Source organism: uncultured Pontibacter sp. (genome assembly GCF_947502515.1).
In the GTDB taxonomy this organism is placed as follows: domain Bacteria; phylum Bacteroidota; class Bacteroidia; order Cytophagales; family Hymenobacteraceae; genus Pontibacter.
This window is the reverse complement of the sequence record NZ_CANNAI010000005.1, coordinates 126155-151773: the sequence shown is the minus strand read 5'-3', so window position 1 is coordinate 151773 and position 25619 is coordinate 126155. Positions and strand designations below refer to the sequence as shown.

Genomic DNA, 25619 nt, shown 5'->3' with positions numbered 1-25619 from the left:
AATAAATTAGGGTACGGAGCCGGGAACGGTAATACTGCTATCTACCCAGTACAAAGCTCCATCGCTAATCCTTGGATGATCATGTAAACTATTGTTGCTTTACGCCAGTCATCTGACATTTTTGAGCCTATCTAGCCAACAATAGAATAAGAATTACTGCAGAGTATGAAGTACTGGTGCTTTTGATAGAAGTTCTTATATTGTAGGAACAAAATATTAGAGTGGGAACATAGAACTGCCTCAGCAGTTTTAAAAATGAAAGAAGAGCAGGTTAGATCTCTTCCCTACGTAGTTCAAATTGGAATAGACATCCCTTTATAATACAGTTAGCCTCAATTAAAACCTATTTTTATGCATAAATATGATCGAGACAAGGTAGTTTTTCATTCAAAAGAAGATTTGGCTGGCGTTTATAATTTATCTAAAGGTGAAGCTATTCTAAGAAGTGAATTTAAAAAAATTCCAGATGACATTAACAAAATACTAGAGTTATATAATATCAAACTCTTTATCGATAACGAGGTTTATCTAAGAAGCTGGTCAGAAGGTGAGATTAATGCATTCAAACAAAAAGTACTAGAATATGGAAAATCAATAGGGCAATTCATGTCTAAAATTGATGATAACAATGTTCTAACCTATCATAAAGAGTTAGTCTCTGGATATATCGAATCATTTTGGAGATTAGTTAATGATCAAAAGATTTATAAAAAGGTTTCACCTTCAAAAATTGAAGAAATCTTAGCTCAAGAACCACATCAAATAAGAGTAATCTTAAAACACAAAGGCTTGGTAGAACATTATAATAATGTGCTACGTGATTTTCTATTAACCTACCAACAAAGTGCTAGTATATTGCTCACAATATACGAGATAAAAAAAGACTTAAATCATGTTGACTTATTCTTGCCTAAAAGCCTATCAACAGCTGATAAAGAAAATATTATTTCTGAATATATCGACTCAGAAAATTGTAATATAAACTACTTACAAATAATACAGAATTCAAAAAAGACTAATGAATTTAGGATATCAGACAAAATAAGATTAAAAGCTAAACGAAGACATCAAAAAGAAACTAGTAAGTTTTTTGACGAGGTATCTAATACTTCCTTGATGAAATATGGCGTTTCAGTTACTTACCTAGAAAACGTTTCTAAAATAAAAGAAGTTAAGTTAGAAAACTTTGTAACCCACTACACATACAGCTTAGACTTTATCAAGAATGACACTCATCCATATTCATTGTATTTAAATTTCAAGCTGCTCTTTGGCTATTTAGATTATCAGAATCGAATAGACTTAATCAGCAAATCCAGTCAACTTGGTGTCATGGAAAGAGTAATGGGGGTACGCTCTCAAAATGAATATTTCTGCGGAATGTTATTTCGTCTGTCTCAGATGACTTCTCAAGCACAAATTTTCACTTACTCAAACGTTTTAAAAACGCTAGATTATTCTTTAGAAGAAATTCTTCAATTCGTTTATACTTCTTTTTTTGCTGAAAAATATGGTTTCGCAGATAATGCTAGCCTTATTATGCCAACTGCAAGTGCTTCACCTTTAGAAAAAGTAAGGATGTTAGCACCAGAATTAGAGTCAGTGCTTAAACAATACAAACTATACGTTGAAGACAATCAGATTGACTTTGAGCTTTTGCAAATATCATCCAGTCCAAGCTCAATAAAAGATATACCTAGCTTAAATAAAAAAAAGTACATCTACCCTAATACAGATAATCAAGAGGCAGTTGCGTGTTCTAACCTATTTTTCTCAGATCAAACGTTATTGGCGTATGTAGAACCATTCAAAGAGAGTCAATATCACACTTTTTTTGAACTATTGAATAATGAGAACAATGTCTATTTCAATAATTATGAAGAGTATCAAATCCCTAGCCTTAAATATTTAATAGAGAAGAAATACATATTCTTAGATGAGCACGATCGTATCCAAGTCGCCAACTACAATAGGGTTCTCATTTTAAAGGACTTACGCGAAAATGAAGTTGCTTCTTTCTATCATTACCCTACTGAACTTCAAGAAGAAGCGATCAAAATGTCTGAAGAAGATTTAATCTATTTCGATAGTTCTCTCCTCTCAAAACCAGAACAAGATTATTTTAATTTTTACCTAAATAAAAGCGAATTTACTAATGGCCTAGATCTAAGAAATAGCTATCTGCATGGTACACAAGCTAATCCTTCAGAAATTACCCTTCATGAAAATTCTTATTTACTATATCTACAACTACTAACTCTTGTTTTATTGAAAATTGAAGACGATCTGTTTATAAACCAAATAAAAGAAGAAGCTAAAAAGGTATATAGTGCATAATTCCCTTAAGGATGCTAGGATACCATACACGAACCGCTTTAATGCTTAGTTAAAAAAAACAGGTAGATGTAACTTAATGTATGAAAATATTTAAAAATTTAATAAAAGATATAGCAGACACAGGTAAACCGATCTCTGATTTTAGAAAAAAGGTTGTTACGATAACTAAAATCATATCAAGCCTTTCCTATCAGGAGAGCAAATACTCACCAGGTCTAACTTGGAAGAAGCTACAAGTTGAATTTCTTGAACTACAGGAGATTGCAGAAAGGTGTCCGGCAAACAGTGAAGTTAGAATGTACTTTGAGCCTGCCGCAATAGAAACTAATATTCCCGTGGCAATACTGGCAATACAAAAATGGATTAATTATGCGGTGCTTGAAGGAAATCCATTCACAAATACAGCTGCGCTAGCTCTTATCCAGGCCGCTGAAAAGGAGGTGAATGCTCAAAATAGAGCTTTTAGAAAGCCCAAGCCCATAAGCGATGTGTTTCCTGCGTTTTTTAACTACAAATTACCAGGTCACACTGTTGTAGGAGATAACTCATTGAGAATGGAATTGAAGTTCTCCAGCTCAAGTTATATCTCATACAACGACCCTAGAAATAGTAATTCACACCTCCACACTATCATAGAAAAGAATATTTATGGAGAGTATCTCCTATTTGAGGAGTTCCATTATGAGAGAAAAGGATATTCAGGAAAAGTGGCTACGAAAAAGTATAAGCTCGAAAAGGATAAAAAGCTTGACTACTATAGAAACGTCGACCAGCACCTCCACCATGAAATTTTCTTATTGAAAGCGGATGTACTAAAAGGCATTGCATGAGAGATAGCTTAAAGTATATTAGTATTTAGTTATAGCTGACACATTAGAACAATACCATATAATTGAGTAGATAGCCACGCAAAGGTCAACCGATGGGGTACGCCTCACAAATTATTCTGTTTACAGTTCGTGTACATGGCGGTTCGTCAAGGAGAGCACAGCCACTCTTACAGCAACCATGCCCGCGCGCCCGTTAGAATTTTGATTTAAAGAAAATAAATGATAAAAAATATCTGGAAGGACCCAGTTTGGAGCAAAGTTATATCTGTGGGCATTATTGGACTCATTTCCCTTGCCTACGCTAGATTTATAAGTGTAACTGAACATCTAACCTTTCAACAAGCGTTAAATAAAATTATAGAAATAAGAATATCAGTAATCTATATTATATGTGGAATAATTTCATACTGGGTTCTTGCTTGGGTTATAAGGAATTTATTAAAAAAAGACAATGAATTATATAACAAAAAACAGAGAGAGCTCAGAAAGTTCAACAAACACCATGAGCCGAAGTCAGGGCTGCTAGCTAGGTGGCAAGTGTTGTTCGATTATGACACCCCATTTATATCAGACTTATCAGTATTCTGTACTAAACATGACGGTCCCCCAGTAAGATTTATGGATAATAAGTGTCCATTCCTTGACTGCCCAAACTCTATGCAAATAATAAATAAAGAGGCAATAAAGAACCTTATTGAATCAGACTTAATTCACAAGTGGGATAATCTAAAATAATAGCAGCCAACAACCTCAACTAAACTTCCACCTCTGACCGACGGCCTCGCACGCTAATGAACATTGATCGGACCCAAGAAATATAAGAAGCGTTTGGGGCTTTGTTCCTTGGAGCGGTAGGAAGCTTCGTCCAGCATCCGGAAATGCGCTCAGCGGGCCGGAAAAAGGCCAAAAAGGTCGAAATGGGGCGGGTTTTATACGTGGCCATACCGCCAGGAGAGGGTGCCCCCCTGTTTTTTTCGCGCATAGGGGGGGTACCTGCAGCTAAGTGGTTCCTCCAAACCAGGTTCTACTGTAGTTTCCTGAAATGTGCCCTTGACCAATCGTGCTTAAATAAAGAACCTCAAGGATTTGTCGTATAACAGGTGATTTAGGATATTTAGTTATGGAAATAAAACTGATCCGCAACGAAGACGATTATCAGGATGCGCTTAGGCAGATTAAGGCGCTGTGGAATGCTAAGCCTGACACACCTGATGGAGACAGACTGGAGACACTCTCCATGCTCGTCCATAAGTACGAGGAAGAGCATTACCCTATAGATGAACCTGACCCAGTTGATTATATTAAGGTCCGCATGGAGGAGCTGGGGCTCCGGCACGAGGACCTGGTGCCCTACATAGGCAGCAGGGAAAGCGTCACGGAGGTGCTGGACGGTAAGCGCCCGCTGTCTCTGGAGATGATCCGCAGTCTGCACTATGGCCTCGGCTTTTCCCTGAAGGCGCTCATTGCCGCCCCTTCTGGACCAGGCTTGAATACTGAACCACAGCCCCAACCTCTAAAGCTGGAAGACCCTATCGCAATAAAAGGAATAGAGGTATTCGAGGATGAGGACGCTTTCCAGAGGTGGCTCAACACCAGGAACACGGCCTTAGGTAAAGAGAAGCCCATTGACTGGCTAGACACTCCGGAAAAAAAAAAGCAGGTGTTAAACGTGCTGGTGTGCATCGAGCACGGGATGTACTCCTGATACCCTCTGCCTTCCAGTACTAATGTTGCCTTAACTGGAAGGAAAGAGTTCCTTTAGCATGCCAGCGCCTTCTTTACCCGCTGCACGGTACTCACCCCTACTCCGCAGAGCTTGGATGTCTCTCGGATGGACTGCCCCGCCCGGAGGTAGCGGACCACCTTCGGGTGCGACCTGACAAGATCTTTGGTGCTTCCCTGTGGCCTGCCCAACACCTTTCCCTTGCGCCTGGCCTCCTCCAGCCCCGACTTCACCCGCTCGATTAGGGTAATGCGCTCCATGCGCCCGATGTCGGCCAGGATGGTGAGCAGGAACTGAGCCATGGCGTTCACCGAGCCATCAGGGTTGAGCGTCTCAATATTGTAGTTCTTCACCACCACGCTGACCTGGAGCGCGTGCAGAGCTTCCAGTGTGGCCAGCACCTGCGCCGTGTCCCGACCAAGCCTGGTTACCTCGTGCACCAGCACTTTGTTGATCTTCCTGCCCTGCGCCAGCTTGAGCAGGCGCTGTATGCCCTTGCGCTCCGAATTCTTTTTAGCCCCTGAGACGGTCTCGGTGATCAGCTCTATGACTTTGTAGCCCTGTGAGGCGGCATACTCTGTAAGCTCTGTCACTTGTCTGTCGTAGCTCTGGTCTGCCTTGGACACCCTGACCAGTATAGCAACTTTGTTCATAGCTGTCATCTTGGTACTGACGTGAGAAGTTTTGGAGTTGGGACTAATATAGCAAAAGTATTCAAATAAACTAATAATTATCTGAATACACTTTCCCAAAACAAAGAGCGCCCGCAGGAGGGTGTAAGTAAGGTACAACCTAGAATACCTATTTTTGAATACACCCGTGTCCTCTGCCCCAAAGATTAATGAGCCTTAACAAGAATTTGCTGTCATAACGATAAGGCAGCTATTAGGCCCTTATAAGTGCCTCATTAATCTTGGGATTAGAGACCAATCAATCTTCTTGAGAATTAATAAACTGCCCTTATATAGAATTGAGCCTTTCGTCCCTCCTCCTGCCACACAGCCATCAACTTCGATTCGACATACACCCTCCAACCGCTTCCATAATTAGCTCACCCCATGGCCGTTATCCGCGTTGGCAGCATCTGAACTCGTAACCCTTCAACTGCGTTTGCTGACCAAACGTACTCTTGTCCCCCTTTCAGTCAGCCATGCTAATACTCTAAAATAATTATCTTTCACTTTTTATATAAAGGGGATCTATGATTTCTTCAAATACAAATGTTTGTTAAATAGTATTAATCGCGAATATGCTATAGGAGGCCGTGATCCGAGTGCTGGCCGCACGAAAAGATACCTTTATCATTTGTATGTTTTTATATGCTCGTCAAACGGTTATTGGTCGATTTAAGTCGATTTGATTCGTAATTAATCGGTGGAATTATAGCCTCTAACGAAAGCATTTAGGTTAGCAACAAAGGAGCACTGCTTATCTCCGTCTATCAAGCATATGCATTCATATTCACTAGGTTAACCTACAAATATGCACAATAAAAGAGCAACAATTATCAATTCCTTTCTTTCTCAGTTGTATGTGTACACTTACCGTCTGAGCTATTACTACAAACGATACTTTAACTTCTCCTTACACTAAGGACCTCTACTTATATAAAGTTCATGAGATATTGACTAAGGCACTTCTAAAAGAGAATTATAAATGCTTATGGTCACGCTGCATTTCGTTTTTATTTGCTATTCTTATTAGGCAAGCATTTTCTGCTGCAGAAGTTCTCACTCATATGAACTTGTCCTTTTGGAAGCTAGCTGTAGATTAGCTTAAAGCAATCAATAAAATAAAATCCAAGATGTGTAAGTGATAATATTATATTGATGATTGTGCTTATTCAAATATTAACACTGCTAACCTAGTTGTGACTTAGTGATACTACTTATCCTATCATTTTAATTAGTTGTTATTTGCAACCGAAATTATTTTATTGATAGCATATAATGAGTAAAGCTGCTTCTTAGGAACAGACGATTTTTTAAATATTGACAGCCCTTTCTGATCAAAAGCTTCATCTAGAGTATCAAATTGCTCAATAATTTTTGCAAGCTCATCAATCAGTAGAGTAGGCTCTAGATATTGTCCATACGAAATTTTGTTTTCATACATTTCCTGGAGTAAGTGCTTGCCGGCAATTCTTTCACTAAATCCATTATTTATAACCTTGATGAAGTTTTCTCCATCGGGAAACTCTTTTATGATGATAGGCTCCAGTTGCTTGTAAAATCCTTCTTTATATGAAGAACTACCAAACCCTTCGCCTGTGCCATAAAATACAGTTACTCTCCAATCTCCTAATTTTTTGTTCTCACCGGTTATATCATAGTTAGAGAGAGCTATGGTCATATTGCCACTTTTGAAAGGATGCCTTCGGAACCTCGATCCTTTTTTTCGCTTTGGAGGAAGACCAAAGTCTTTGGTAGAGAAAGTGTTTAAATTGTTTATTTTCTCTAAATTTGGTTCAGTTGTTACGTCTGGTTTATCTAAAACACATAGTCCATAAGCTCTTCTAACTTCTCTTGCCAGGGCATTACTCACGGGTGGGCATACTGCGTTGCCAATAAGCTTTCTTTTGATTCCTTCAGAGCCAATAAACTGGTAAGTTAATGGGAAACCCATTAAAACTGCTGCTTCTCTGACTGTAGGTATTCTGTATTCACCGTTTCCTGTTCTGTGAACTTCAGATTTAAAAATTAAGGCCTCTCTAGATGAACCTATACTAGTAGCTGTTACTGTTCTACTTGGTTTACTTAGGTTTTCAGGAAATGACATTTTGCCCATAAAAGGGTGGTTTAACTTAAGGTACTCTGAATTCTTCCATTCACATTCATGTATACCTGTATCATAAAAGTGATCAGATATGCTCCTCTTCTCGATGATAAAATCATAAGAAGGGTCACTAACTAGTTCACTTGTTTCCTTATCAAAAGGAGAAGGAAAAGATTTCATGAACTGCCCTAGTGTTCTGTAGTTGGGCAAAGATTGTAAATTTTCAAAGAGGCAGTTAGCAGTCTTGTTTTCAGGACATTTATGAGTGGGGGTAGGCAGTAAGAACTTGCCTGAAATTACAATTTCGCCAGTTATAAGTCTATGTCTCGATTGTAAGGAGCCGTAGTCAGCAGAATTGATTATAGCGCTATTACCATGTAAAACAACGGCAGTACTTTTAGGATCTATGCCATTTTCTATAGCCCATTCATATAAGTTCAAATCCTTGAATGAATATGAAGGTTGAAGGTGCTTTTTTGAATTTTTAACATTCTCCATAAACCAAGCTTTCAACTTGGAGTTAGGTTTATGCTTTTTAACTGCTACAATCCTCAAAAAGCACTCTGTCAGCTTTATACCAAGAGTTTTGTCTGCTTTACCAGATTTATTAGAGTTAGAAAAGCTGACGCAAGGGGGGCTGCCTAGTATTACATCACTGTCAGGTAAATTTTCTATCTCCTCAATTGACTCTCCGTATAACAATATGTTTTTAGCCTCGAAGTCTTTACTGTAGTTGTGGTTAAAAGTATCTATAGCTGGCTGCCACCTATCAACCCCAAGGATGATATCAAAACCCTGTTGTCTAAATCCCTCCGAGAACCCCCCTGCGCCACAAAATAAATCAATTACTGTAAGTGTCTTTTTACTCATAAAATCGATTAAATCTCAATCTTCTATTAATAGTTATTTTTTCGAAGTATCTTCAATAAAGTCAAGCGCTACTAGACAATAAATAAACTCCCAATGGAGAAGAACTCCTTCACTCATATATCAATTATAATATACAAATATAGTTTATATCAATTAAGAGTGGAGGATAAAAACTGTCACGGTAAGGCTAAAATGAATATCTACCTGTACTTCATAGTTTAATTAATAGATATTTTTTATCTAATTATACACTTGGCGATCATTAGATAAAAAATAAAAAAAATAGTATGTTATTGTTTAAAGATTGCTGCTTTTATTCTTTCGATTGTGACATCCAATTCTTTTGTTAATTCACATTCCCAAATTACTAATACCTTATATCCTAAACTCTCTAATTCAGATGCTTTTGCTTCATCTCGATGCTTGTTTTTCTTAAACTTTTCTTTCCAAAAGGTTGCATTATTTTTTGGTAAAGGTAAGTTGCATTTTGTGCATCTATGCCAGTAGCACCCGTTCACAAATATTGCCACCTTGGCTTTCGTGAAAACTATGTCAGGTCGGCCAGGGATGGATTTGTAATGAATGCGGTAACCCCTCAGCCCTTTAGCGAAAAGTTGCTTCCGTAGCTTTATCTCTGGCTTTGTATTCTTTGATTTGTTTGCACTCATTACTCTTGAGACGCGGGTGCTCTTCGGCACTGGCGACCTTGTGTCTCTTAAAAACTTTTTAGTAATCATAGAACTCAAATTGTTGCGAAACTTGACTGATAATAGGGATGCGTTGGTAACCTTTTTATCCCGATTGTTAAAGACTTTTACCTGCATTTCTTACAAGAGAATATCTTGTTTGTGATTCAATGTTTATTTGATTCTACTTCATATTAACTGCGTTAAACTGTTGTTTAAAGTTTCTACTAATAATAGGAAAATTTAAATATATAAAGCTTTATAGTTTTATATATTCTTTGTATGTTTAAACACTTGCTCATGACTGACAAAGGGTTAAAAAACTAAAACAAACTCATAATGCCGATTACCTTCTTAGACAATATACCTGAATTACAGCTCCACAAAGTTATCCTAAACCCAAAGACCAAGGCGCCTCTATATGGTGAGATATGGTTCTATGAGCAACTTCTTAAAATAGACAAAGCTGGATTAGTTGAGGACCAATGGTATGTAAAGTGGAACTATATGCTTTCCACACACCCAAACTCAAGAAAATCCGAGGGCCAAATAGACTTCTTGATCATAAGCAAATATGGCGTTCTAGTAGTTGAGATAAAAGGTGGTGATATCAATGTTGAAGGAAGCAAATGGTACTATGGAACTGTAGAGGATGGTAATAACTGCCAAGACCCCTTTGCGCAGGTCAGTGAGAACATGCACTCATTAAAGTCATTACTAAGTGATGACGGAGTATTCTTTTATAGAGCTGTCATACTACCACACAATCACAGCTTCTCAGCTACAAGCCCCAACTATATTGGTTATAGGCATCAGCTCTTCTCTGGGCTGGACATCAGCAATTTACGGGAGCAAGAGATTACTCAGAAAGTATATACTTTTCTTATAACGACAGCAAAAGCATCTAGGCAGAAGATATTAAAGGAGCTGTATCCAAGCAAGGACCATTTGCAGATACAAGCCTTATTGTTTGAAAGATATCCTGAGATAAAGACCAAGAAGATAGATCAAATTAAGAGAGCTTTATTCCCAAATGTAATGAGTTATGGTTTTAATCCTGATAGCCTTAAGACCATCATTCAGAACGAGAACGTTGAAATCTTCGAAGGACTTAGAAGAAATAAGAAGATAATGGTTATGGGACCTCCTGGTTCCGGGAAGACCGTTCTAGCCAGAAAGTTCATTGCAGATCAGAAATTGATGGACCAGAAAGGAATCTATCTATGTGCCACGAAGCTCTTGTCAGCATACATGAAGCACGACCTTATCGCAGAGCATCAGATAAACCAAGAAGGCTTAATCATAAGGACCTTTCCCTATGATGTCACGAATAGAGGCGATGCTAATAGGTATGACAGTATTGATAGGTTCATAGATGAGCTCAAGGGGAAGACCGTTGATTTCGTAGTGGTCGATGAGGCGCAAGAGCTAATGGACAAGGGATTAGATGTGCTATTGCAAAAGCTTCAAGAGGAGTTTGCAGAGCTTAGGCTACTAATGCTATACGATAGCCAGCAAGCTTACATGTCTAAGTTCATTGACCTTGACATCTTCGTCGACTGCATTTACGATATCTACAACTTCACTCATTATGAGTTCAGCACAGTATATCGTTCTAGTCAAACCTCAAAGATAAATTCATTTTGCAGTGGGCTACGAGATTGTAGGGATGCAGATATCACTTCCTTATTGAAGAAAGAGCTGGTACCGACAGAGGAATTACAAAAGCGTGGTATAGTTTCCAAATTGAAAGAGATTCTCTCAAGAGCCAATAGTCTGGAAGATACGAGTCTGGAATTTAATAATGTCATTATATTAGTTGAGTCCAATTTACTTGATGATTTCCAGCTTCTCGTCCGAGAGTTCTTTTCAAGACACATAGAGGAACTGACCAAAGACAACATTGGAGAGACACCTCGTGGCAAGCTCAGATACACGTCCCCTCTCAAATTCAAAGGATTGGAAAAGCCTAATGTGTTCCTCTTCCTTAAAAAGGAAATATGCTCAGAGAATATGACTGAAGCCTATGTTGGTGCCACAAGAGCTATGTTAGGTTTGAATATCTATCTATGCAACATATGAATCTACTTACAAGATATAAACAATCCTTGAGAGACAACCTTTGTGAGGTAAGTTCATTTTTTGATGAATATCAAACTGTTGATATAGTACATGATGTGTTGAGGGAAGCGTTATTTAGGCAGGATTCTAAAATCAACAAGGACCTCTTCAACCACTTTAAAGAGGTGATTCTTCTTCAGAGGGTTCTAAGACTAGATAAGGGAAATCACCTTACATTCCACATCCCTTCTTATACTGATGGGACAGAGATTTTCCTACGTGACCATGTCTTGCTGTTCTCAATGCTTGTGAGTATCTATGAACAGCTAAAGAATGCAACTTCAACTGATTGGGAAGAAGAAAAAGAACTCTCTTCAATTATTGACATATTTCAAGAACAAATGAACTTCCTCTCCTATTCAGGGTCTGCAGAAGGACTCATGATATTTGGTAATGAGGAGATATTCGCGGACACAAATCATTTTCTTCCGCTCTTTTATATTAAGGAAGTGAGTGCTCTGAAACAGGTAGACAAGGAGTTGTTAAGAACTTTATTTAAACCAATAATTTCCTTAGGCAAAAAGCTAGGAATAAATTACCCTATACTGATTTCCTTAAGGAGCAACAAGGGTCTATTTCTTACAGGCACGAAAAGACCCGATTCAGAATATAGATTCATTACCACAGACAATAGAACCGACGGTATCTTCTTTGATTGTATCAATAATGGAGTTGAACGTGAACAGGTACAAAGTCAGCTTAAAGAGAATGCACCTGCAACAATAATACAATTAGAATGGCCGTACAATCGGTTTGACAACAGTTCTTATATTAAACTGCTAAGACCACAGGATTCACTTAGACTAAAGCTCCAAAGGAGATACACTCTGAATTCTTCAAGCAAAACTCCTAAAACTTTGCACTTCCTGCCAGGCGAACTTTCGGAGACGAAAGACTTCTATGACCACAGTGATATAGGTGATATATTAAATATCATCCCAACTGGAGAGGTAAAGACCATAATACAGCTGCTCGAAAACTTGAAAGAATCCTGGAGAGAGCTTGACACTAGAGTATTCACTTGTCCCTTCCCATCCAAATGGTTAGTACTAATCCATGCAGGTAAGCCCCTTGAGTACTGGATAAAGAGCTACTGGGATACTTTCCCAACTGCCCCAACCTCCATGAGAAGCGAACTAGAGTCGATCATCGAGCACGTTTGGAGAGGGAATTGGATAGGGACAGCTATACCTAAATTTCAAGAGAAAGCTCTAAACAAGATAAATATATTACTCCCTCGAGGTAACAACTATAGGTCTATAACTGAAGAGTTCAAAACCTACCTAGACCGACAGCTAAGTAGAACAGAGGTCAACTGCATTGACCTCCAAGACCTACTGCATGGCAAGGTCGATGGAATAGTATGGATATTGAACACTAGCTGGAACATTCTATTCAACCTTCCTAAAAGGGAAGACTTAGAGCTTTTAATTACAGTACCCGATTTTCATTACTTGCAGTCCCTGCTCTACATAAAGGTAAAAATATTGAAAGAGACAAGGGATAACATCTTAGGTGAAAGGAACAAGGCCCCAGGTGTAAGGCAGAAGCTGTTATCAAAAGAGCAGATAGACGATTTGGACTCTCTTTATCTTAGCGAAGTAAAAAAAGCTATGAAAGAAGCCAAGGACAATGCTCAAAATTATAGGATCGAAGTCTCTGAAGAGGTGGATGACACGATCTTAGAAAAGCTTCAAGACCCTGTTGATGACCGGTTGGACCAGGAAGAACTGGATACACATGAACGAGAAGAGCGATTCTACAGCAAAAGGGAACGTGAGTCTCATTACAACTTTAATGCCCCTGCTGTTGAGGCGGACGAAAGGTATCTGGTGAAAATATCAACTATAAGAAGTGTAGTTTCTCTAAAGATAGACACGTCAATCATTATCAGACATGAAGGAGAGTTGATAAACGCTGTTGCAGGAGACCTGGAAGTTGGTGACAGGTTTGCCACATATGCCCAGGTCAGATCATCGTTTGAATTATCTGATGGTATTTTAAAAAGCTGGGCAAAGCATCCAGAGATAATAAATGAATGGAAACAGAGACTTGTTTCACTTCATCCACAAGCACACATAACCTATCAAATGGTAGAGGCTCTTTTAAGTGATGATGACGATAAAATGGTCCAGATGCAGACATTCATTACCCAATGGCTTTCTCCAGACTCCGATATGATTCTACCACGTAGCAAGAGCCATTGGAATGCAGTATGTAAACTATTAGGAGTAGATACCAGACACAAGAATCTGGCTTGGATATCGGTGCGCTGTGCTCAAAGAAGGCAAGACAATGCATGGAGGCGGGCAAAGAGCAGGATCATAGAAGCCATGATAGAGGAAAGGGACCTGGGAAGAACAAAAGAACAAAACACATTGGATAAAATCACTTCATACCTTGATGAGGAACTGGGGGAATTCCTTAAGAGCGAAAACATAGAAGCAACTGAGTTGACCCAGGCACTACTCGATGACTTGGAACATGCTCTTTTGAACGATGAGGTCGAATTTGAAACAACACTAAAGATTGAATACACTACCGCTTTAAAAGAAACTTTATGTCAAGATATCTAAATAAAAGAGAGGAACTCGTTGCAACGATCCAAGAACAGACTATGGGCCCTGGAGCAAATGGGAACCGGTACGTGTTGTTGAGTGAATGGGATATGCTCAAGGCAGAACTAAGAGAAAAAGACCTCAAGAAAATTGCCCCACTAGAAAACCAGTATGAAGTGATGGATGAAGTGCCAGCCTATTATTATGGTACTGGTATACTATTCCCACCTGTAGCTCCACCGGACCCCAATGGACAAGATGGTCATGCAGTCCCACAAAATACCCTCTTGGTCCCAGAAGAATTTGCCGGTGACGAGGTCAACATGCTTTCCACAACACCTGATACCGAAATAGAGGTAAGTGAGCAGAAGGGAGAAGCACTCACTTCTGCTAACCAGAACTATCCTACCTCTTTTGGACTCTCCTTTGCGGTTAAGAAGACAACTACTCTTGCATCCATGCTTGACATCAAACTGGATTTCAGGACCTATAGTAAAATCACAGGTGAAAACTTGAAGAATATAGGTGTAAGAATCACCCACCATGAAAAGGAGATTGAGGATGTCATAAAAAAATACTTTAGCAAGTACCTTGACACTGAGGAAAAGGATGATAACCTCTTTGTGAGGTTCATTGGTTTTAAGTTCACTAGTGAGATCGACCGTGTAGCTTTTGAGCATTTTCAACATTCCTATCTTGAAAATGAAGTTTGGAATGCAGAGAAAGAAGAATTCACAAAAGAGATACAAAGTGAGGGCAGAAAGCTGAGTCTTAACAATGAAAATGGCTGGACAAGTAGGATAAGAGACCGCTATATAGCTCGCTTTCAAAGCGAGGCTCAAGGTGGACAGCAGGAAGCATACGACCTAGAGCTGATAAAAAGGATCGAGGTCATTAATGAGGTAAGGGAGCTATTGGATATATTCAAGGTAATGCATAATCCCAAAAAAAGTACCTTTTGGAAATCAGCACCTCATTCGATACCACTGACCTTAGAGCCTTTACAAGATGAACATAAAAGAGAATCGGGGCATAAAAAGATTGAGGGTTTTGAAGGAACAAATAATAACGTACCTGTTCTTTCATTGCATTGGCAATACCTCCCGAAAGGTGACAAGGTATATGTTAAACTCATTATCAAGAACGACTCTACTCCTATACCATGTGAACCTAACCATCTGAATAAAAAGGATGAAGCTAACATTGTTAGCTGTTTCGGCATTCAGTTGTCTGTGACCGAGAATGGCACAGGCATAGGCTCTCTTATCGGTTATAACCCTCCTAACCTAAGTAGAATCGATAATGAGGACAACTTCAATAAGCTCCTTTATAGGCAGTATATTGACCTAGGAGAAGGGTATAACACCTCTGTAAGATGGGGCAAGCACGAGGATGGACGAAGGTATGTATCCACTGAGTTCCTGCCAACATCTACTACTCCCCAAATTGACCATACTCCTAGCAAATTAGAGAATGAGCAAGTCCGATCTAGATTAAGGAATGAGGACATTCTCAATATCAAATCTCTTTCAACTTTAAGCGACCAATCCGATCAACAAATAATTGATGGTCTTACAACTTTTGTGGGTGACTATGAGATCTGGATAAAGGAAAAATATGATGAATGTAATCTGCTTGAGAGTGAAAAAAGGTTAAACCCGAACGAGGTAAAGCTACTGAAATCACAACTCGATAAAGCAACGACAGACAAGAAGCGACTCCTTCGTAACATAAAATTGTTGAAGGTGGACTCTGTTGAAATGGCAGCCTTCCGGCTCATGAACACAGCAATGTTCATGCAGATGCATCATGCATTAAGTATCAAGGAATACAAGAAAAACAATATACAGCTACCCTACTTAGTGAGTGGAGGGAAGGGAGAAAGTGCTTATAAAGCCCTTGCTGACACCGTTCCTGGCACTGGAAGTATCCCTATTTCATGGAGACCATTTCAGTTAGCATTTGTCCTACTTAACATTGATGCTTTCATAAGACCAGGCAGTAATTCTGAGAAGATATTTGATGATTTCTTCGATAGCGGATGGCATGAGCGAAACGATTTGGCTGATCTGGTTTGGTTCCCTACTGGCGGTGGTAAGACTGAAGCATATTTAGGCATTATGGCCTTCTTTATTGCGTACAGGAGATTCACTAAAGGTGAAAAAGGGTATGGTACCGCCATACTCATGCGGTACACGCTCCGCTTACTTACTTTACAACAGTTCCAAAGGGCTACTCTACTCATCTGTGCATTAGAGCATATCCGGAAAGAAGAATTCAGTATACCAGGCAACTCGTCATTAGGAAAAGAGAGGATTACTATCGGCTTATATGTCGGAAAGGGTTCTCTCCCTAACACCTGGGAAGCAGATCAAAATACTCAAAATGGGGAGGATGGATCCATGGAAGCCATTCTTAAAAAGATAGCAACACAGATTGCTGAGGGGAAAGATATAGAAACAAAGTTGCCCCACACAGAATGCCCATGGTGTGGAAGTAAACTTTTCACAAAATTAGAACCAACTGATGAAACCAATTTAGAGAATATTGAGGAGCCTACAAATAATAACCCTCTAAAGCTTTATTGCAATGAGGCCGATTGCTCTTTTGAGAATAAGGATAACAACCTATTCGAGAGGGACTCTCTACCATTAAGGCTGTTTGACGAGGACATCTACAAAGCTCCGCCCACACTACTATTTGGAACGGTTGATAAATTTGCACAGTTAGCCTTCAATGTAGAGAATCAAGCAAAAAAAGACTCTAGAAGGATATTCGGCCGTAGAAGCAATAATGGCGCTGACGACGTACTTCCTCCTGAGCTAATTATTCAAGACGAGCTGCATTTACTTTTAGGCCCTTTGGGTTCAGCTGTAGGTCTTTTCGAGACAGTTATTGATAATCTCTGTTCATATACCGAGGCTGGTATAACGATTAGACCCAAAGTAATCACGTCCACAGCTACTACCCGTAACACAGACAAGCAAATCTATGCGTTGTTTGATAGAAAGGTGGAGATATTCCCAAAAGCAGGCATTGACTGTGACGACTCCTTTTTTGCTTATTACAAGCGGGATAATAAAGGTAATTACCTGTCAACTAGAAAGTATATGGGGATATTACCTGTTGGTAAGACTCAGGTTTGGATGCAATTACGAATCGCTGCAGTAATGCTTGCCCATAGGTACAAATACATCTATAGCCGTTATTCTACCGAAGAACTCTTCAATGAAGGGATAGTTGACCAAGAGCTAAGAAAGGTCTGTGATTATTACCACACTATGCTCATGTACTTCAACAGCCTAAAGGAGGTTGGCAAGACAGAGTCGCAGCTTTATCATTATTTACCAAATGAGGTGAGCCTTGTAAAGCGGAACATCACAAGAACTAGTTTTTTTGACCCGCTTGTCTCCTCACAAGACAAGATAGAGCATTCTGAGCTTACCGGAAGGTTAAGCGGGGAAGAAGTAAAATCCAGCCTTTCAGCCATTGAGAGGAACTGGGAGCTACAGAAAATACAGAACCCTCCTGAGTTCGTAATAGCCACGAACATGATATCGGTCGGAATAGATGTATCAAGGTTCAATACCATGGTCATTAGCTCTATGCCAAGAAACATTGCAGAGTACATCCAGGCTTCAAGTAGAGTAGCACGTGATAAGGAAGGGCTGGTAGTCACTGTACATCACCCATTCAGAAGTAGGGATATTTCACATTATCAAAAATTCGTGGAATTTCACGAGAAATTCTATGGCTATGTAGAGCCTATCTCTGTGACTCCTTATACACAAAAGGCCCTAGAGCGTTACCTTTCCCTATTTCTAGCAACTTGGATACGACATAAGTATGAGGCATTAGCCGATAATAATAGAGCGGGCAATCTAACATCAGAACTTAAGGACGAGATAGTGGCTGAGGTAACACAACACTTTTCTAAACTCATGGCCCACTCGGAGGCACTTGGTCTGCTTGGTATCCTAGATGAATATGAATTGGGAACAATCGAGAGCGAGACAAGAAGGTTGATGGAGAGCATGTGGTATTCCAGGTTAGAGGAGCAGGAAGTTGACAAAGCTAGATTAAAGTATAGCGCAATGAGATATGAGGAGTCAGTCTATACACCTTATAAGAAAATCCATACTACAAAGCTTAAGAACTGGAATGTGAAGGGCTCATTAAGGGAGGTAGCACCAGAGACAGTGATAAAGACAGTGCAACAATAAATTGATTCTAAATGTCATTCAAAGAGAATAAGCAGGCAAACGAGAGCCTGAGCCAATATAAATTACTCTCCGCCTATGGTGGAGCAGGATCCATATTACATACACAATACGGTTCTATAATTGTGTCATGTATAGAAGAGTGGGGTTTTTTGAAAAAGGCGAAAGAAGTTCTAGATGAGCTAAATGACGAAAAAAAGTTAGATGAAAAGTTACAAGATAGTGGGCTTCGTCAATGTAAGGACCAGCGACTTTTAAGGGACCTCAAGTTCAGAAAGAACCTGACTAACCTGAAGAGTCTAATTTTGATTCCTAACATAGAGGTTAAGGAGCATGACAACCAGATAAAAGATAACAAAGCGGTCCTTGCTATCAACAGTACTTTCATGCCGAAGAACTTTTCTGACACAAAGAACATATTAAAAGCCTATGATAAGTGGTACAATGAATGGGTAAAATCACTAAAACTAATCAATTATAAAAATCCTGAGGATGAATTCTTCCCTCCTAAGTTCCTTTTGAGGAACAAAGAAGGAGGAGTAGTAATGGAAAATTACCAGCCAAAGTTCGGAAAATTAAAGCAAGACAACATTGTCACGATCTGTGACCATGGACACATCAGCAGTTTTCCTTGGTCAAAATATTTGCGGTGGAAGAAAGGAGGACAGAAAGGAAAGGATATCTTCAATATGCAGGACTGCTGTAATGATCCTGTTTTAGAAATAAAGGAGAATCAAGGAAGTGGCTTTGATGGCAAAGAGCTTAAATGTTATAAATGTGATAGTGCAACTTCTTTGAAAGGACTCTTTAGTATTAAGGTGAAATGTCCTGGTCAACTCCCTTGGCATATAGATACCGGAGAGTCATGGGGCTACCGTGGCATTAAAAATAAGCATTCACTACCACATGAGGATTGTTCTTGTGAAAGTGCTAAGGTGGTCTTGACCACAGCGAACAACCTATACTTTGCAAGAAACATCTCAAGCATCTATATTCCAGATCAATTGTATAAAAGCTTCTCAGATGATATACTTGAGAAATTAGAAGCTAAAAAGATCGATGTTTACGAAGATGAAGGACTTGAAGGGCAAGCTCTAAAAGAGAGAACAGTGGAACTCGTCGGGAGAAGGGTGATATATGGTGTACCTTATCAAGAGCACCCTCTTTGGGTAGGTACAGTAGCGGCGTTCTTAGACGGCGGACCAATCGATGATTCAAATTTTCCTACGATACTGGATGGGGAGGAGAATGAGCAAAGGGAAATAGCATTTAGATTCAAAGAATATAATGTATTGACCACTAAAGATGTAGATTACATCAACTGCGATAAGGACAAAGACCTATGGGTGCAGGATGTTACCGAGAATCTTGCCCCAGACCTTACCCCATTCTTCAGTCGAGTGTTAAGGGTCGACAAGTTAATGGTAACGACCTCTCAGCTTGATTTCTCTAGGGTAAGACCGTTAGATGCTGATGCCCAAGGAGTAATTCCTCAAAGCATCTTCAGGAGTAAGCCACATCAAGTAAAGGTTTACCCTGCGGTAGAAAGTTATGGTGAAGGTATATTCTTTGCTCTGGATGAGCAATTGGTTGAGAAATTCGTGGGTTTGTCAGAACCTAAAGAGGAGTTCAAAAGGTATAGAAATATCTTTGAAAGGCCAGTAGACAGCTTTGCGGCCCCAGCGAGAGAGCATGCAAAGCAAAATAGATTACCACTATACCTGATTCACACCTTCTCTCATTTAATTATGCGTGAGTTGGAATTCCAATGTGGGTATCCAACTGCTTCTTTATCAGAGAGGCTTTACATTTCAGATAAAGAGGATACCAAGATGTATGGTGTGCTCATCTACACCTCTGAGGGTGCTGAAGGAAGTATGGGCGGTCTTATTGCTCAGACCAGAAAAGAAAATCTTAACCTATTAATTAGACGAGCACTAGAACGAGCGACCATTTGCTCGAGTGATCCCCTTTGCTGGGAATCAGAGGGTCAAGGTCTGTTTGAGCTGAACCTTGCCTCATGTTTCTCATGTAGTCTTGTAAGTGAGACTTCTTGCGAAAAGAGGAACATGTATTTAGATAGGAGAATTCTTGTAGATGAAGAGTTTGGGTTTTTCAAAGATGTTGTTAATGTGGAAATTTAACAGGAACTGATTTAACAATATGGGATTCAAAGAAGTGAACAGAGACTTTATCAAACAGGTCACCCTTCAGCTTGCCTATGTACCTGGTGGTAGAAACAAGAGAGACAGATTTGAAGGTATCTTCCAAGACGCTGCAATAGAAAGAATCAGGTCTTACTATAAAGAATATGCCAAAGACATGGCAGGTTTGGGAGAGCTTTACAATGAAATTTTAGATACAAACTTAGGCATTCTTTTAGAGCAGCCTTTCAAAGAGTTCTTATCTGAACTCCTGGTGGATATCTACTTGGACCCAGAGTGTGAACTAAAGATCAAGAAGCTCAGGGAAAACAACACAGTAGCAAGGATGGCCTCAATGTCATCCCTACTACCCGACCTAGTGATTTATAACGGTCACATCAAGGATTTTGTGTTTGCCAACATGGTAACTGTTGGGGTCAGCAAAGGTGCTAGTGGCATATTGTCCATCAGTTATTCATTTGCTGAAACTATCTGGGAGTTCATGAATGAACAGAACCAGCATGTGCATATCGAAGGATTGCTCATTCACTTTACCAAATATTTCAGTCTTTTAAGTCAGGAGGACAGAAAAATCTGTGGAATCACTTTTCTTAAAGTCCTTAATAATTTTATAAGTACTTTCTTAGAAAATGAACACGACAATATTGTTGATAAAGATTACAGAACTGTTCATCAAAAGTTTGAGGAGTTCATGATAATGCTTCTAAGGTTCAAATCAAAGAGAATACTGGACCTCTCCTATGTTCCACTGTTCGACATCCAAGTTAGGAATCCGATTATTTTAGGGAGCAAGTATCTTGAGCAACATCAGCTCTTTCACCTCAATTTAAAGCTGCTAAACGAAAGGGTAGTAGGCCTCAGTAAGCTTCTTTCAAAAGATGATACCCTAGAGCTCCTCCTGAAAATTGCTGTACTTGAAAAGAAGCTATCCAAGCCAGAAGAAGCACAACTTTTGAAATCTATTATATCGATCAATAAAAAGGACATAATTAACACACTAGGGATTGATACTTTAAAGGAATCGAAATACATGGATAATTTCTTCAAAAATATCATCCGCAAGAAATACATCTATGAAGCAATACTTGACTAGCCCTCTATAAAGTAGTGAATCAATAAAAGCTCTATTAATATCATGTCATTCAGCACTGATAATCAGTATCTCCTACAGAACCTACGAAGAGAGTTCCAGTCGCTTATCCTACTATTTATAATCAAGACTCTAGAGGAATCGAATTTATACTAATATGCAATCGCCACTGACTTGACTGGACACTACTACTAGGCTTAGCAGCAGAAAGCTTACAGGTTAATTTTTCTTTCGCAACCCCTTTATGGTTTTGTTAGAGGGGATTATAAAAAAAAGATATGAAGTATAATATTGTTCAATGCCAGAGAATGTCAGCTTACATCCTAACTATTGCAATTAATGTCTTTAAAGTCAACCTGCCTCCTTCTCTCTCAGCCTTGGGTATATAACCTCTACTTTTACCTATAGCCCTCCCATGCTGCTGAGTAAATTGCTGATCTTTACGGACGGCCTTCAGCATTGGCCCAATCTCGGATGCCTTACTTGCTTTGTATTGCTTATATACCACTCCAGAGTCCGCTGTGCTGGCCACTTTAAACTTAATACCTGCCGTAGGGCTAAATTACGACTTCTCACTTTTATCCTCCATCGAGCGCTTATTTTAGACAAATGATTATGTAGCTTCTTATTCAAAAGTTCTTTAAAAAGGAGGCTCATCCTCAAAGTCATGGAATGAGGAAGGTTTCCCTAAGCGCATACGAGTTCCTAGTCTCACTCGCCCCTTTGTTTGACCTTCATCTATCCCATTCAGCCATACTTTAGAGCTATTATATTCATCAATTGTAATCTCCTCTTTATTACTAATAAACTTCACTAACTTCCCTATAAACCTTAAGAAGACAGAAGCTTCCACTCCATCCCTATGCTTAGCCACGATCAACTCAGCTCTTCCAGTCGTTGGTTTTCCAAATCTGTCTTCGATGATTCCATAGTAATCTTCCCTGTATAGAAGTAACACCACATCAGCCTCGTCTTCTATCGCTCCCGAGTCTCGTAGGTCAGATAGTATCGGCCTTTTACTTCCTCCTCTGTTTTCTGTATTTCGGTTAAGTTGAGATACAGCAATAATAGGCACCCTAAGCTCTCTTGCTAACAATTTTAATTCCCGAACTATACAAGAAACTTCCTGCTCCCTATTAGCTGCAAATTTTCGTTGCTCTTCCCCTAGCCTAAGCTTATGTATGTCATCTACTAGCAGTAGCTTAACATTATGTGCTTTTATATATTTTCTGGATTGAGCAACCAGTTCATCTATTGTTAAACCAGAAGTACTTAATATATACAGGGGTGCTTTTTCGATGGCATGAGCACATTCAACCAGTTGATTACACTCATAATCTTCTAAGTTGCGTTGGGTGAGCTTAACTATATCTATACAGCTAACTGCGGAGATAAACCTTGTAGCTATTTGTTCATGTGACTGTTCAAGTGTAAAAAGCATAACTCCACTTTTATCATCCAAGGAGACGTTTCTTGCTATATTTAGAATAAGAGCTGACTTTCCCATAGCTGGTCGACCAGCTAATACATATAGATTACCGCCTTGAAAACGACCTATAATATTATCTAGATCAGAAAATCCTGATTTTATCCCTTGGGTCAGCTCTTGCTTAAAATCAAGTCGCCTAATGATATCACCTAGCTTCATTATATATTTTATAGTCTTTGCTTCCAAAGCACCTATTTAGAGGATATAAAAAAGGCTGTTTGGTTCAAACAGCCTCGTCATTAACAGTCATGATTTCAAATTTAAGAAGCTAATCTAGCTTTATACTTCGTCTTCTAGATAGATGTAACCACCAGACCAGATGATTGAAGATACATATCTCTGATAACCTAGGCTCACTGCTTTTCCCTTTCAGGTTTACTAGGCATACCTCCTTTTAACAGTTCTGCTACTTCATCGGACAGTAGCATTACCTAAACTGAATCACACTCTTAATCATTGCCTTCATACCCCCCTGTCTTTAGATTCTGTTTAAGTACTCAGTTATAGCACTCCTCTTTATTCTGTACTGGCAGCCAAACTTCTCGTATGCAATCTTATCCCTTCGGCACAAATCCCTAACGGTATTCTCCTTTACTTTTAGGATTTCCGCTGCTTCCCTTACTGTTAGCTTCTCCTCCGGATTTGATTTCCTAAGAAGCTCCTTTACAAGCTTTTCGAAATTTTTGAACTGCAGAGCCAAGTTCTCAATTTGATTTTCTGTTTTGGCCAACTTCTCTGCAATCACTGACTCTAGTGCGGATTGGATGATTGCTTCCATGGTCATATGTCCTCCTTTCTCCAATCAGTTTAACCATACATGAAACGAATATTAAATCATGTAGCTAGTGGGCTACAATTGATATCAATATCTTCGATACTGGGAATGATTCCTTCCTAGCAAAGATTACCTTACACTCTACTCATAGCCAAAGCCTACACCTTTGAATTGTTCTAAAACTGTAGGCACAATTTTTTACAAATAGCTTCAAAAACAAACTTATCTACGACTTTACCTTTATCGGAAAAGCAATAATTATAATGCAAATATAACTCTCAATGTAAACCTTGTAAATACCTCTAAAAAACTTCCTCAAAACTTACAACTAAGAAAGCCTAATCCCGAATATTTACAATACAAAAACAAGCAGCTATCTTTGTATTGTCAATTCCTAATATAATTGTTGTTTAATTATCTAAAGCATATTTTTAACATAGTACAGAGTAAATAAAAAAGATTATATACTAAGAGTGCGATATTAACAAAGTGCAATAATCGTTTTATTAGTATCACAGGATTTAAAAATCAAAATATATGCAGGAATCAAAACTTACCAGATTGCAACTATATGAACAAGTGTGGGCTTTCCCCATATCAACCCTATCTGCCAAGTATAAAGTCTCAGACTATGAATTCCGAAAAATCTGTAGCCGTATGAAGATACCGCTACCTAAATCGGGACATTGGCAGAAGGTAAGAGTTGGTAAAAGCGTATATAAAGCTCCCTTGCCAGCTGTTGATAACATAGAACAGGAATTAGATTTTGAATCATATAATGATTGCAACTACAACCAGAAGGTTCTTTCTCCTTTAGCTCTTTTGCAGAAAGAGATTGAAGACAAGCATAAGGATTTACTAGCTGTACCTCCAAAGCTTTCCAACCCCGACAAGCTAGTTGCTGAAGCCAAAGAACATCTTGAAGCTGAGAAGAAAGACCGCCTATTCAAAGGTGTTGTACATACATATGGAGATAAGATAAGTATCAAAGTGTCCCCAGCCAATATCTCCAGAGCGTTACGTTTTTTCAATGCTTTGATTAAGTTATTAAGAGTTAGGGGGCACCATGTAAAAGTTAAGTATCAAACGACATACGCTATTGTCGAGGGAGAAGAAATAGAGATTAGCTTAAGAGAAAAGCTCCATCGAACCATAGTAGAGGAGAAACACTGGAATACAGCCAAGTACACCCCAAGTGGCGTATTAGTCTTTAAAATGGACAGAAGTATATCCACAAAGGAGTGGGTAGACGGCAAACTATCCATAGAGCAATATCTGTCAGGTATAGTAGCCAACTTGGAATTAAAAGCTAAGCAAGAAATAGAGCGTAAAATCAAATGGCAAAAGCATGCTGAGGAGCAGAGGGAAAGAGAGAAAATAGAGCGCGAACTAGAGGCATGTCAGGAGAAAGAGCTGGATAGTTTTAAAAAGCTACTCCAGGAAGCACACAGGTGGCATCAAGTAAAGCTATTAAGGGAGTATATTGAGGATGTGAGACAAAATACCATTGCTTCTAATAACCTTTCTGATGAGCTTCACACATGGCTGGAGTGGGCTTCAAAAAAAGCTGATTGGTATGATCCCCAAGTTTCAGGTGCGGACGAATTATTGAGTAAGGTCGACAAAGACACACTCACTTTGAAAAAGAAATTTTCCTTCCAATCTTGGCTATGAGAAGAATTTAAGGGTCAACCTACCTTAGACAGAGCAAGAATGACAAAAGTATTGACTTTGGTTACATTTGGCGATACATAAAATAAAAAAGCCCCTTAGAATGATCTAAGAGGCTTTTCTGTGGGCCCACCTGGAATCGAACCAGGCACCTACTGATTATGAGTCATAACCAAATCTATAGTAGTTAATTATTGATGTTTACAACATGTTGCTAAACCAGCTAATTTAAGGCTTTTTATGCTAAATATACTTATCGATATTTATTGATATTTGATAATTTTTATGCAAATTGTATGCAAATACAAC

The 25619-nt window shown here is 39.1% G+C and carries 15 protein-coding genes; 10 read left to right on the top strand and 5 right to left on the bottom strand.

Features of this window, described 5'->3' with window-relative positions; all coding sequences use genetic code 11:
• The first annotated feature begins 351 nt into the window (after nt 1-351).
• From Q1A54_RS14015 to Q1A54_RS14000, 4 genes are all read left to right on the top strand, one after another.
• Nucleotides 352-2337 (top strand): hypothetical protein, encoded by a 1986-nt coding sequence (locus tag Q1A54_RS14015; protein WP_299989335.1) that lies wholly within the window; start codon nt 352-354, stop codon nt 2335-2337.
• An 80-nt stretch (nt 2338-2417) separates the two neighbouring features.
• Entirely contained in the window at nt 2418-3167 is a 750-nt protein-coding gene (locus Q1A54_RS14010; RefSeq protein ID WP_299989332.1) for a hypothetical protein, read from the top strand.
• Between the two features lie 219 nt (nt 3168-3386).
• Nucleotides 3387-3902 (top strand): hypothetical protein, encoded by a 516-nt coding sequence (locus tag Q1A54_RS14005; protein ID WP_299989329.1) that lies wholly within the window; start codon nt 3387-3389, stop codon nt 3900-3902.
• 385 nt (nt 3903-4287) lie between these two features.
• Entirely contained in the window at nt 4288-4872 is a 585-nt protein-coding gene (locus Q1A54_RS14000) for an antitoxin Xre/MbcA/ParS toxin-binding domain-containing protein (protein ID WP_299989326.1), read from the top strand.
• A gap of 53 nt (nt 4873-4925) precedes the next feature.
• Here the strand turns inward: Q1A54_RS14000 and Q1A54_RS13995 are convergent, their stop codons facing one another.
• The 3 genes from Q1A54_RS13995 to Q1A54_RS13985 all read right to left on the bottom strand — a co-directional run bounded on the left by Q1A54_RS13995 (nt 4926) and on the right by Q1A54_RS13985 (nt 9272).
• Nucleotides 4926-5543: a recombinase family protein gene (locus Q1A54_RS13995; RefSeq protein WP_299989323.1), complete on the bottom strand. Its 618-nt coding sequence runs from the start codon at nt 5541-5543 to the stop codon at nt 4926-4928.
• 1252 nt (nt 5544-6795) lie between these two features.
• Nucleotides 6796-8535 (bottom strand): DNA cytosine methyltransferase, encoded by a 1740-nt coding sequence (locus Q1A54_RS13990; protein WP_299989321.1) that lies wholly within the window; start codon nt 8533-8535, stop codon nt 6796-6798.
• A gap of 290 nt (nt 8536-8825) precedes the next feature.
• The gene (locus tag Q1A54_RS13985) at nt 8826-9272 is read right to left on the bottom strand and encodes a very short patch repair endonuclease (protein WP_299989318.1); all 447 of its coding nucleotides are present in this window, start codon (nt 9270-9272) and stop codon (nt 8826-8828) included.
• 288 nt (nt 9273-9560) lie between these two features.
• Here Q1A54_RS13985 and Q1A54_RS13980 point away from each other — a divergent pair, with 288 nt between their 5' ends.
• The 5 genes from Q1A54_RS13980 to Q1A54_RS13960 are packed head-to-tail and all read left to right on the top strand — an operon-like array spanning nt 9561 to nt 21378.
• Nucleotides 9561-11303 (top strand): NERD domain-containing protein, encoded by a 1743-nt coding sequence (locus tag Q1A54_RS13980; RefSeq protein WP_299989315.1) that lies wholly within the window; start codon nt 9561-9563, stop codon nt 11301-11303.
• A 26-nt stretch (nt 11304-11329) separates the two neighbouring features.
• Complete coding sequence (locus Q1A54_RS13975) at nt 11330-13918, top strand: hypothetical protein (RefSeq protein ID WP_299989313.1); 2589 nt, start codon at nt 11330-11332, stop codon at nt 13916-13918.
• Nucleotides 13903-18123 (top strand): helicase-related protein, encoded by a 4221-nt coding sequence (locus Q1A54_RS13970; RefSeq protein WP_299989310.1) that lies wholly within the window; start codon nt 13903-13905, stop codon nt 18121-18123. Before Q1A54_RS13975 ends, Q1A54_RS13970 begins: the two co-directional genes overlap by 16 nt.
• An 11-nt stretch (nt 18124-18134) precedes the next feature.
• Entirely contained in the window at nt 18135-20264 is a 2130-nt protein-coding gene (locus Q1A54_RS13965) for a DUF1998 domain-containing protein (RefSeq protein WP_299989308.1), read from the top strand.
• A gap of 19 nt (nt 20265-20283) precedes the next feature.
• Nucleotides 20284-21378 (top strand): hypothetical protein, encoded by a 1095-nt coding sequence (locus tag Q1A54_RS13960; RefSeq protein WP_299989305.1) that lies wholly within the window; start codon nt 20284-20286, stop codon nt 21376-21378.
• A 637-nt stretch (nt 21379-22015) separates the two neighbouring features.
• Here Q1A54_RS13960 and Q1A54_RS13955 read toward each other — a convergent pair.
• A complete protein-coding gene (locus Q1A54_RS13955; RefSeq protein WP_299989302.1) occupies nt 22016-23023 on the bottom strand; it encodes a DnaB-like helicase C-terminal domain-containing protein in 1008 nt (335 codons plus the stop codon).
• Between the two features lie 319 nt (nt 23024-23342).
• The gene (locus Q1A54_RS13950) at nt 23343-23642 is read right to left on the bottom strand and encodes a helix-turn-helix domain-containing protein (protein ID WP_299989300.1); all 300 of its coding nucleotides are present in this window, start codon (nt 23640-23642) and stop codon (nt 23343-23345) included.
• A gap of 654 nt (nt 23643-24296) precedes the next feature.
• Between Q1A54_RS13950 and Q1A54_RS13945 the strand changes: the two genes are divergently transcribed.
• Complete coding sequence (locus Q1A54_RS13945) at nt 24297-25313, top strand: hypothetical protein (RefSeq protein WP_299989298.1); 1017 nt, start codon at nt 24297-24299, stop codon at nt 25311-25313.
• Nucleotides 25314-25619 lie beyond the last annotated feature (306 nt).

Coding starts and splice junctions, on each gene's coding strand:
- Q1A54_RS13960 (WP_299989305.1), top strand. CDS start 20,284: ATGGGATTCAAAGAAGTGAACAGAGACTTTATCAAACAGGTCACCCTT.
- Q1A54_RS13980 (WP_299989315.1), top strand. CDS start 9,561: ATGCCGATTACCTTCTTAGACAATATACCTGAATTACAGCTCCACAAA.
- Q1A54_RS13955 (WP_299989302.1), bottom strand. CDS start 23,023: ATGAAGCTAGGTGATATCATTAGGCGACTTGATTTTAAGCAAGAGCTG.
- Q1A54_RS13950 (WP_299989300.1), bottom strand. CDS start 23,642: ATGGAAGCAATCATCCAATCCGCACTAGAGTCAGTGATTGCAGAGAAG.
- Q1A54_RS14000 (WP_299989326.1), top strand. CDS start 4,288: ATGGAAATAAAACTGATCCGCAACGAAGACGATTATCAGGATGCGCTT.
- Q1A54_RS13970 (WP_299989310.1), top strand. CDS start 13,903: ATGTCAAGATATCTAAATAAAAGAGAGGAACTCGTTGCAACGATCCAA.
- Q1A54_RS13965 (WP_299989308.1), top strand. CDS start 18,135: ATGTCATTCAAAGAGAATAAGCAGGCAAACGAGAGCCTGAGCCAATAT.
- Q1A54_RS13995 (WP_299989323.1), bottom strand. CDS start 5,543: ATGAACAAAGTTGCTATACTGGTCAGGGTGTCCAAGGCAGACCAGAGC.
- Q1A54_RS13945 (WP_299989298.1), top strand. CDS start 24,297: ATGAAGATACCGCTACCTAAATCGGGACATTGGCAGAAGGTAAGAGTT.
- Q1A54_RS13990 (WP_299989321.1), bottom strand. CDS start 8,535: ATGAGTAAAAAGACACTTACAGTAATTGATTTATTTTGTGGCGCAGGG.
- Q1A54_RS14005 (WP_299989329.1), top strand. CDS start 3,387: ATGATAAAAAATATCTGGAAGGACCCAGTTTGGAGCAAAGTTATATCT.
- Q1A54_RS14010 (WP_299989332.1), top strand. CDS start 2,418: ATGAAAATATTTAAAAATTTAATAAAAGATATAGCAGACACAGGTAAA.
- Q1A54_RS14015 (WP_299989335.1), top strand. CDS start 352: ATGCATAAATATGATCGAGACAAGGTAGTTTTTCATTCAAAAGAAGAT.
- Q1A54_RS13985 (WP_299989318.1), bottom strand. CDS start 9,272: ATGATTACTAAAAAGTTTTTAAGAGACACAAGGTCGCCAGTGCCGAAG.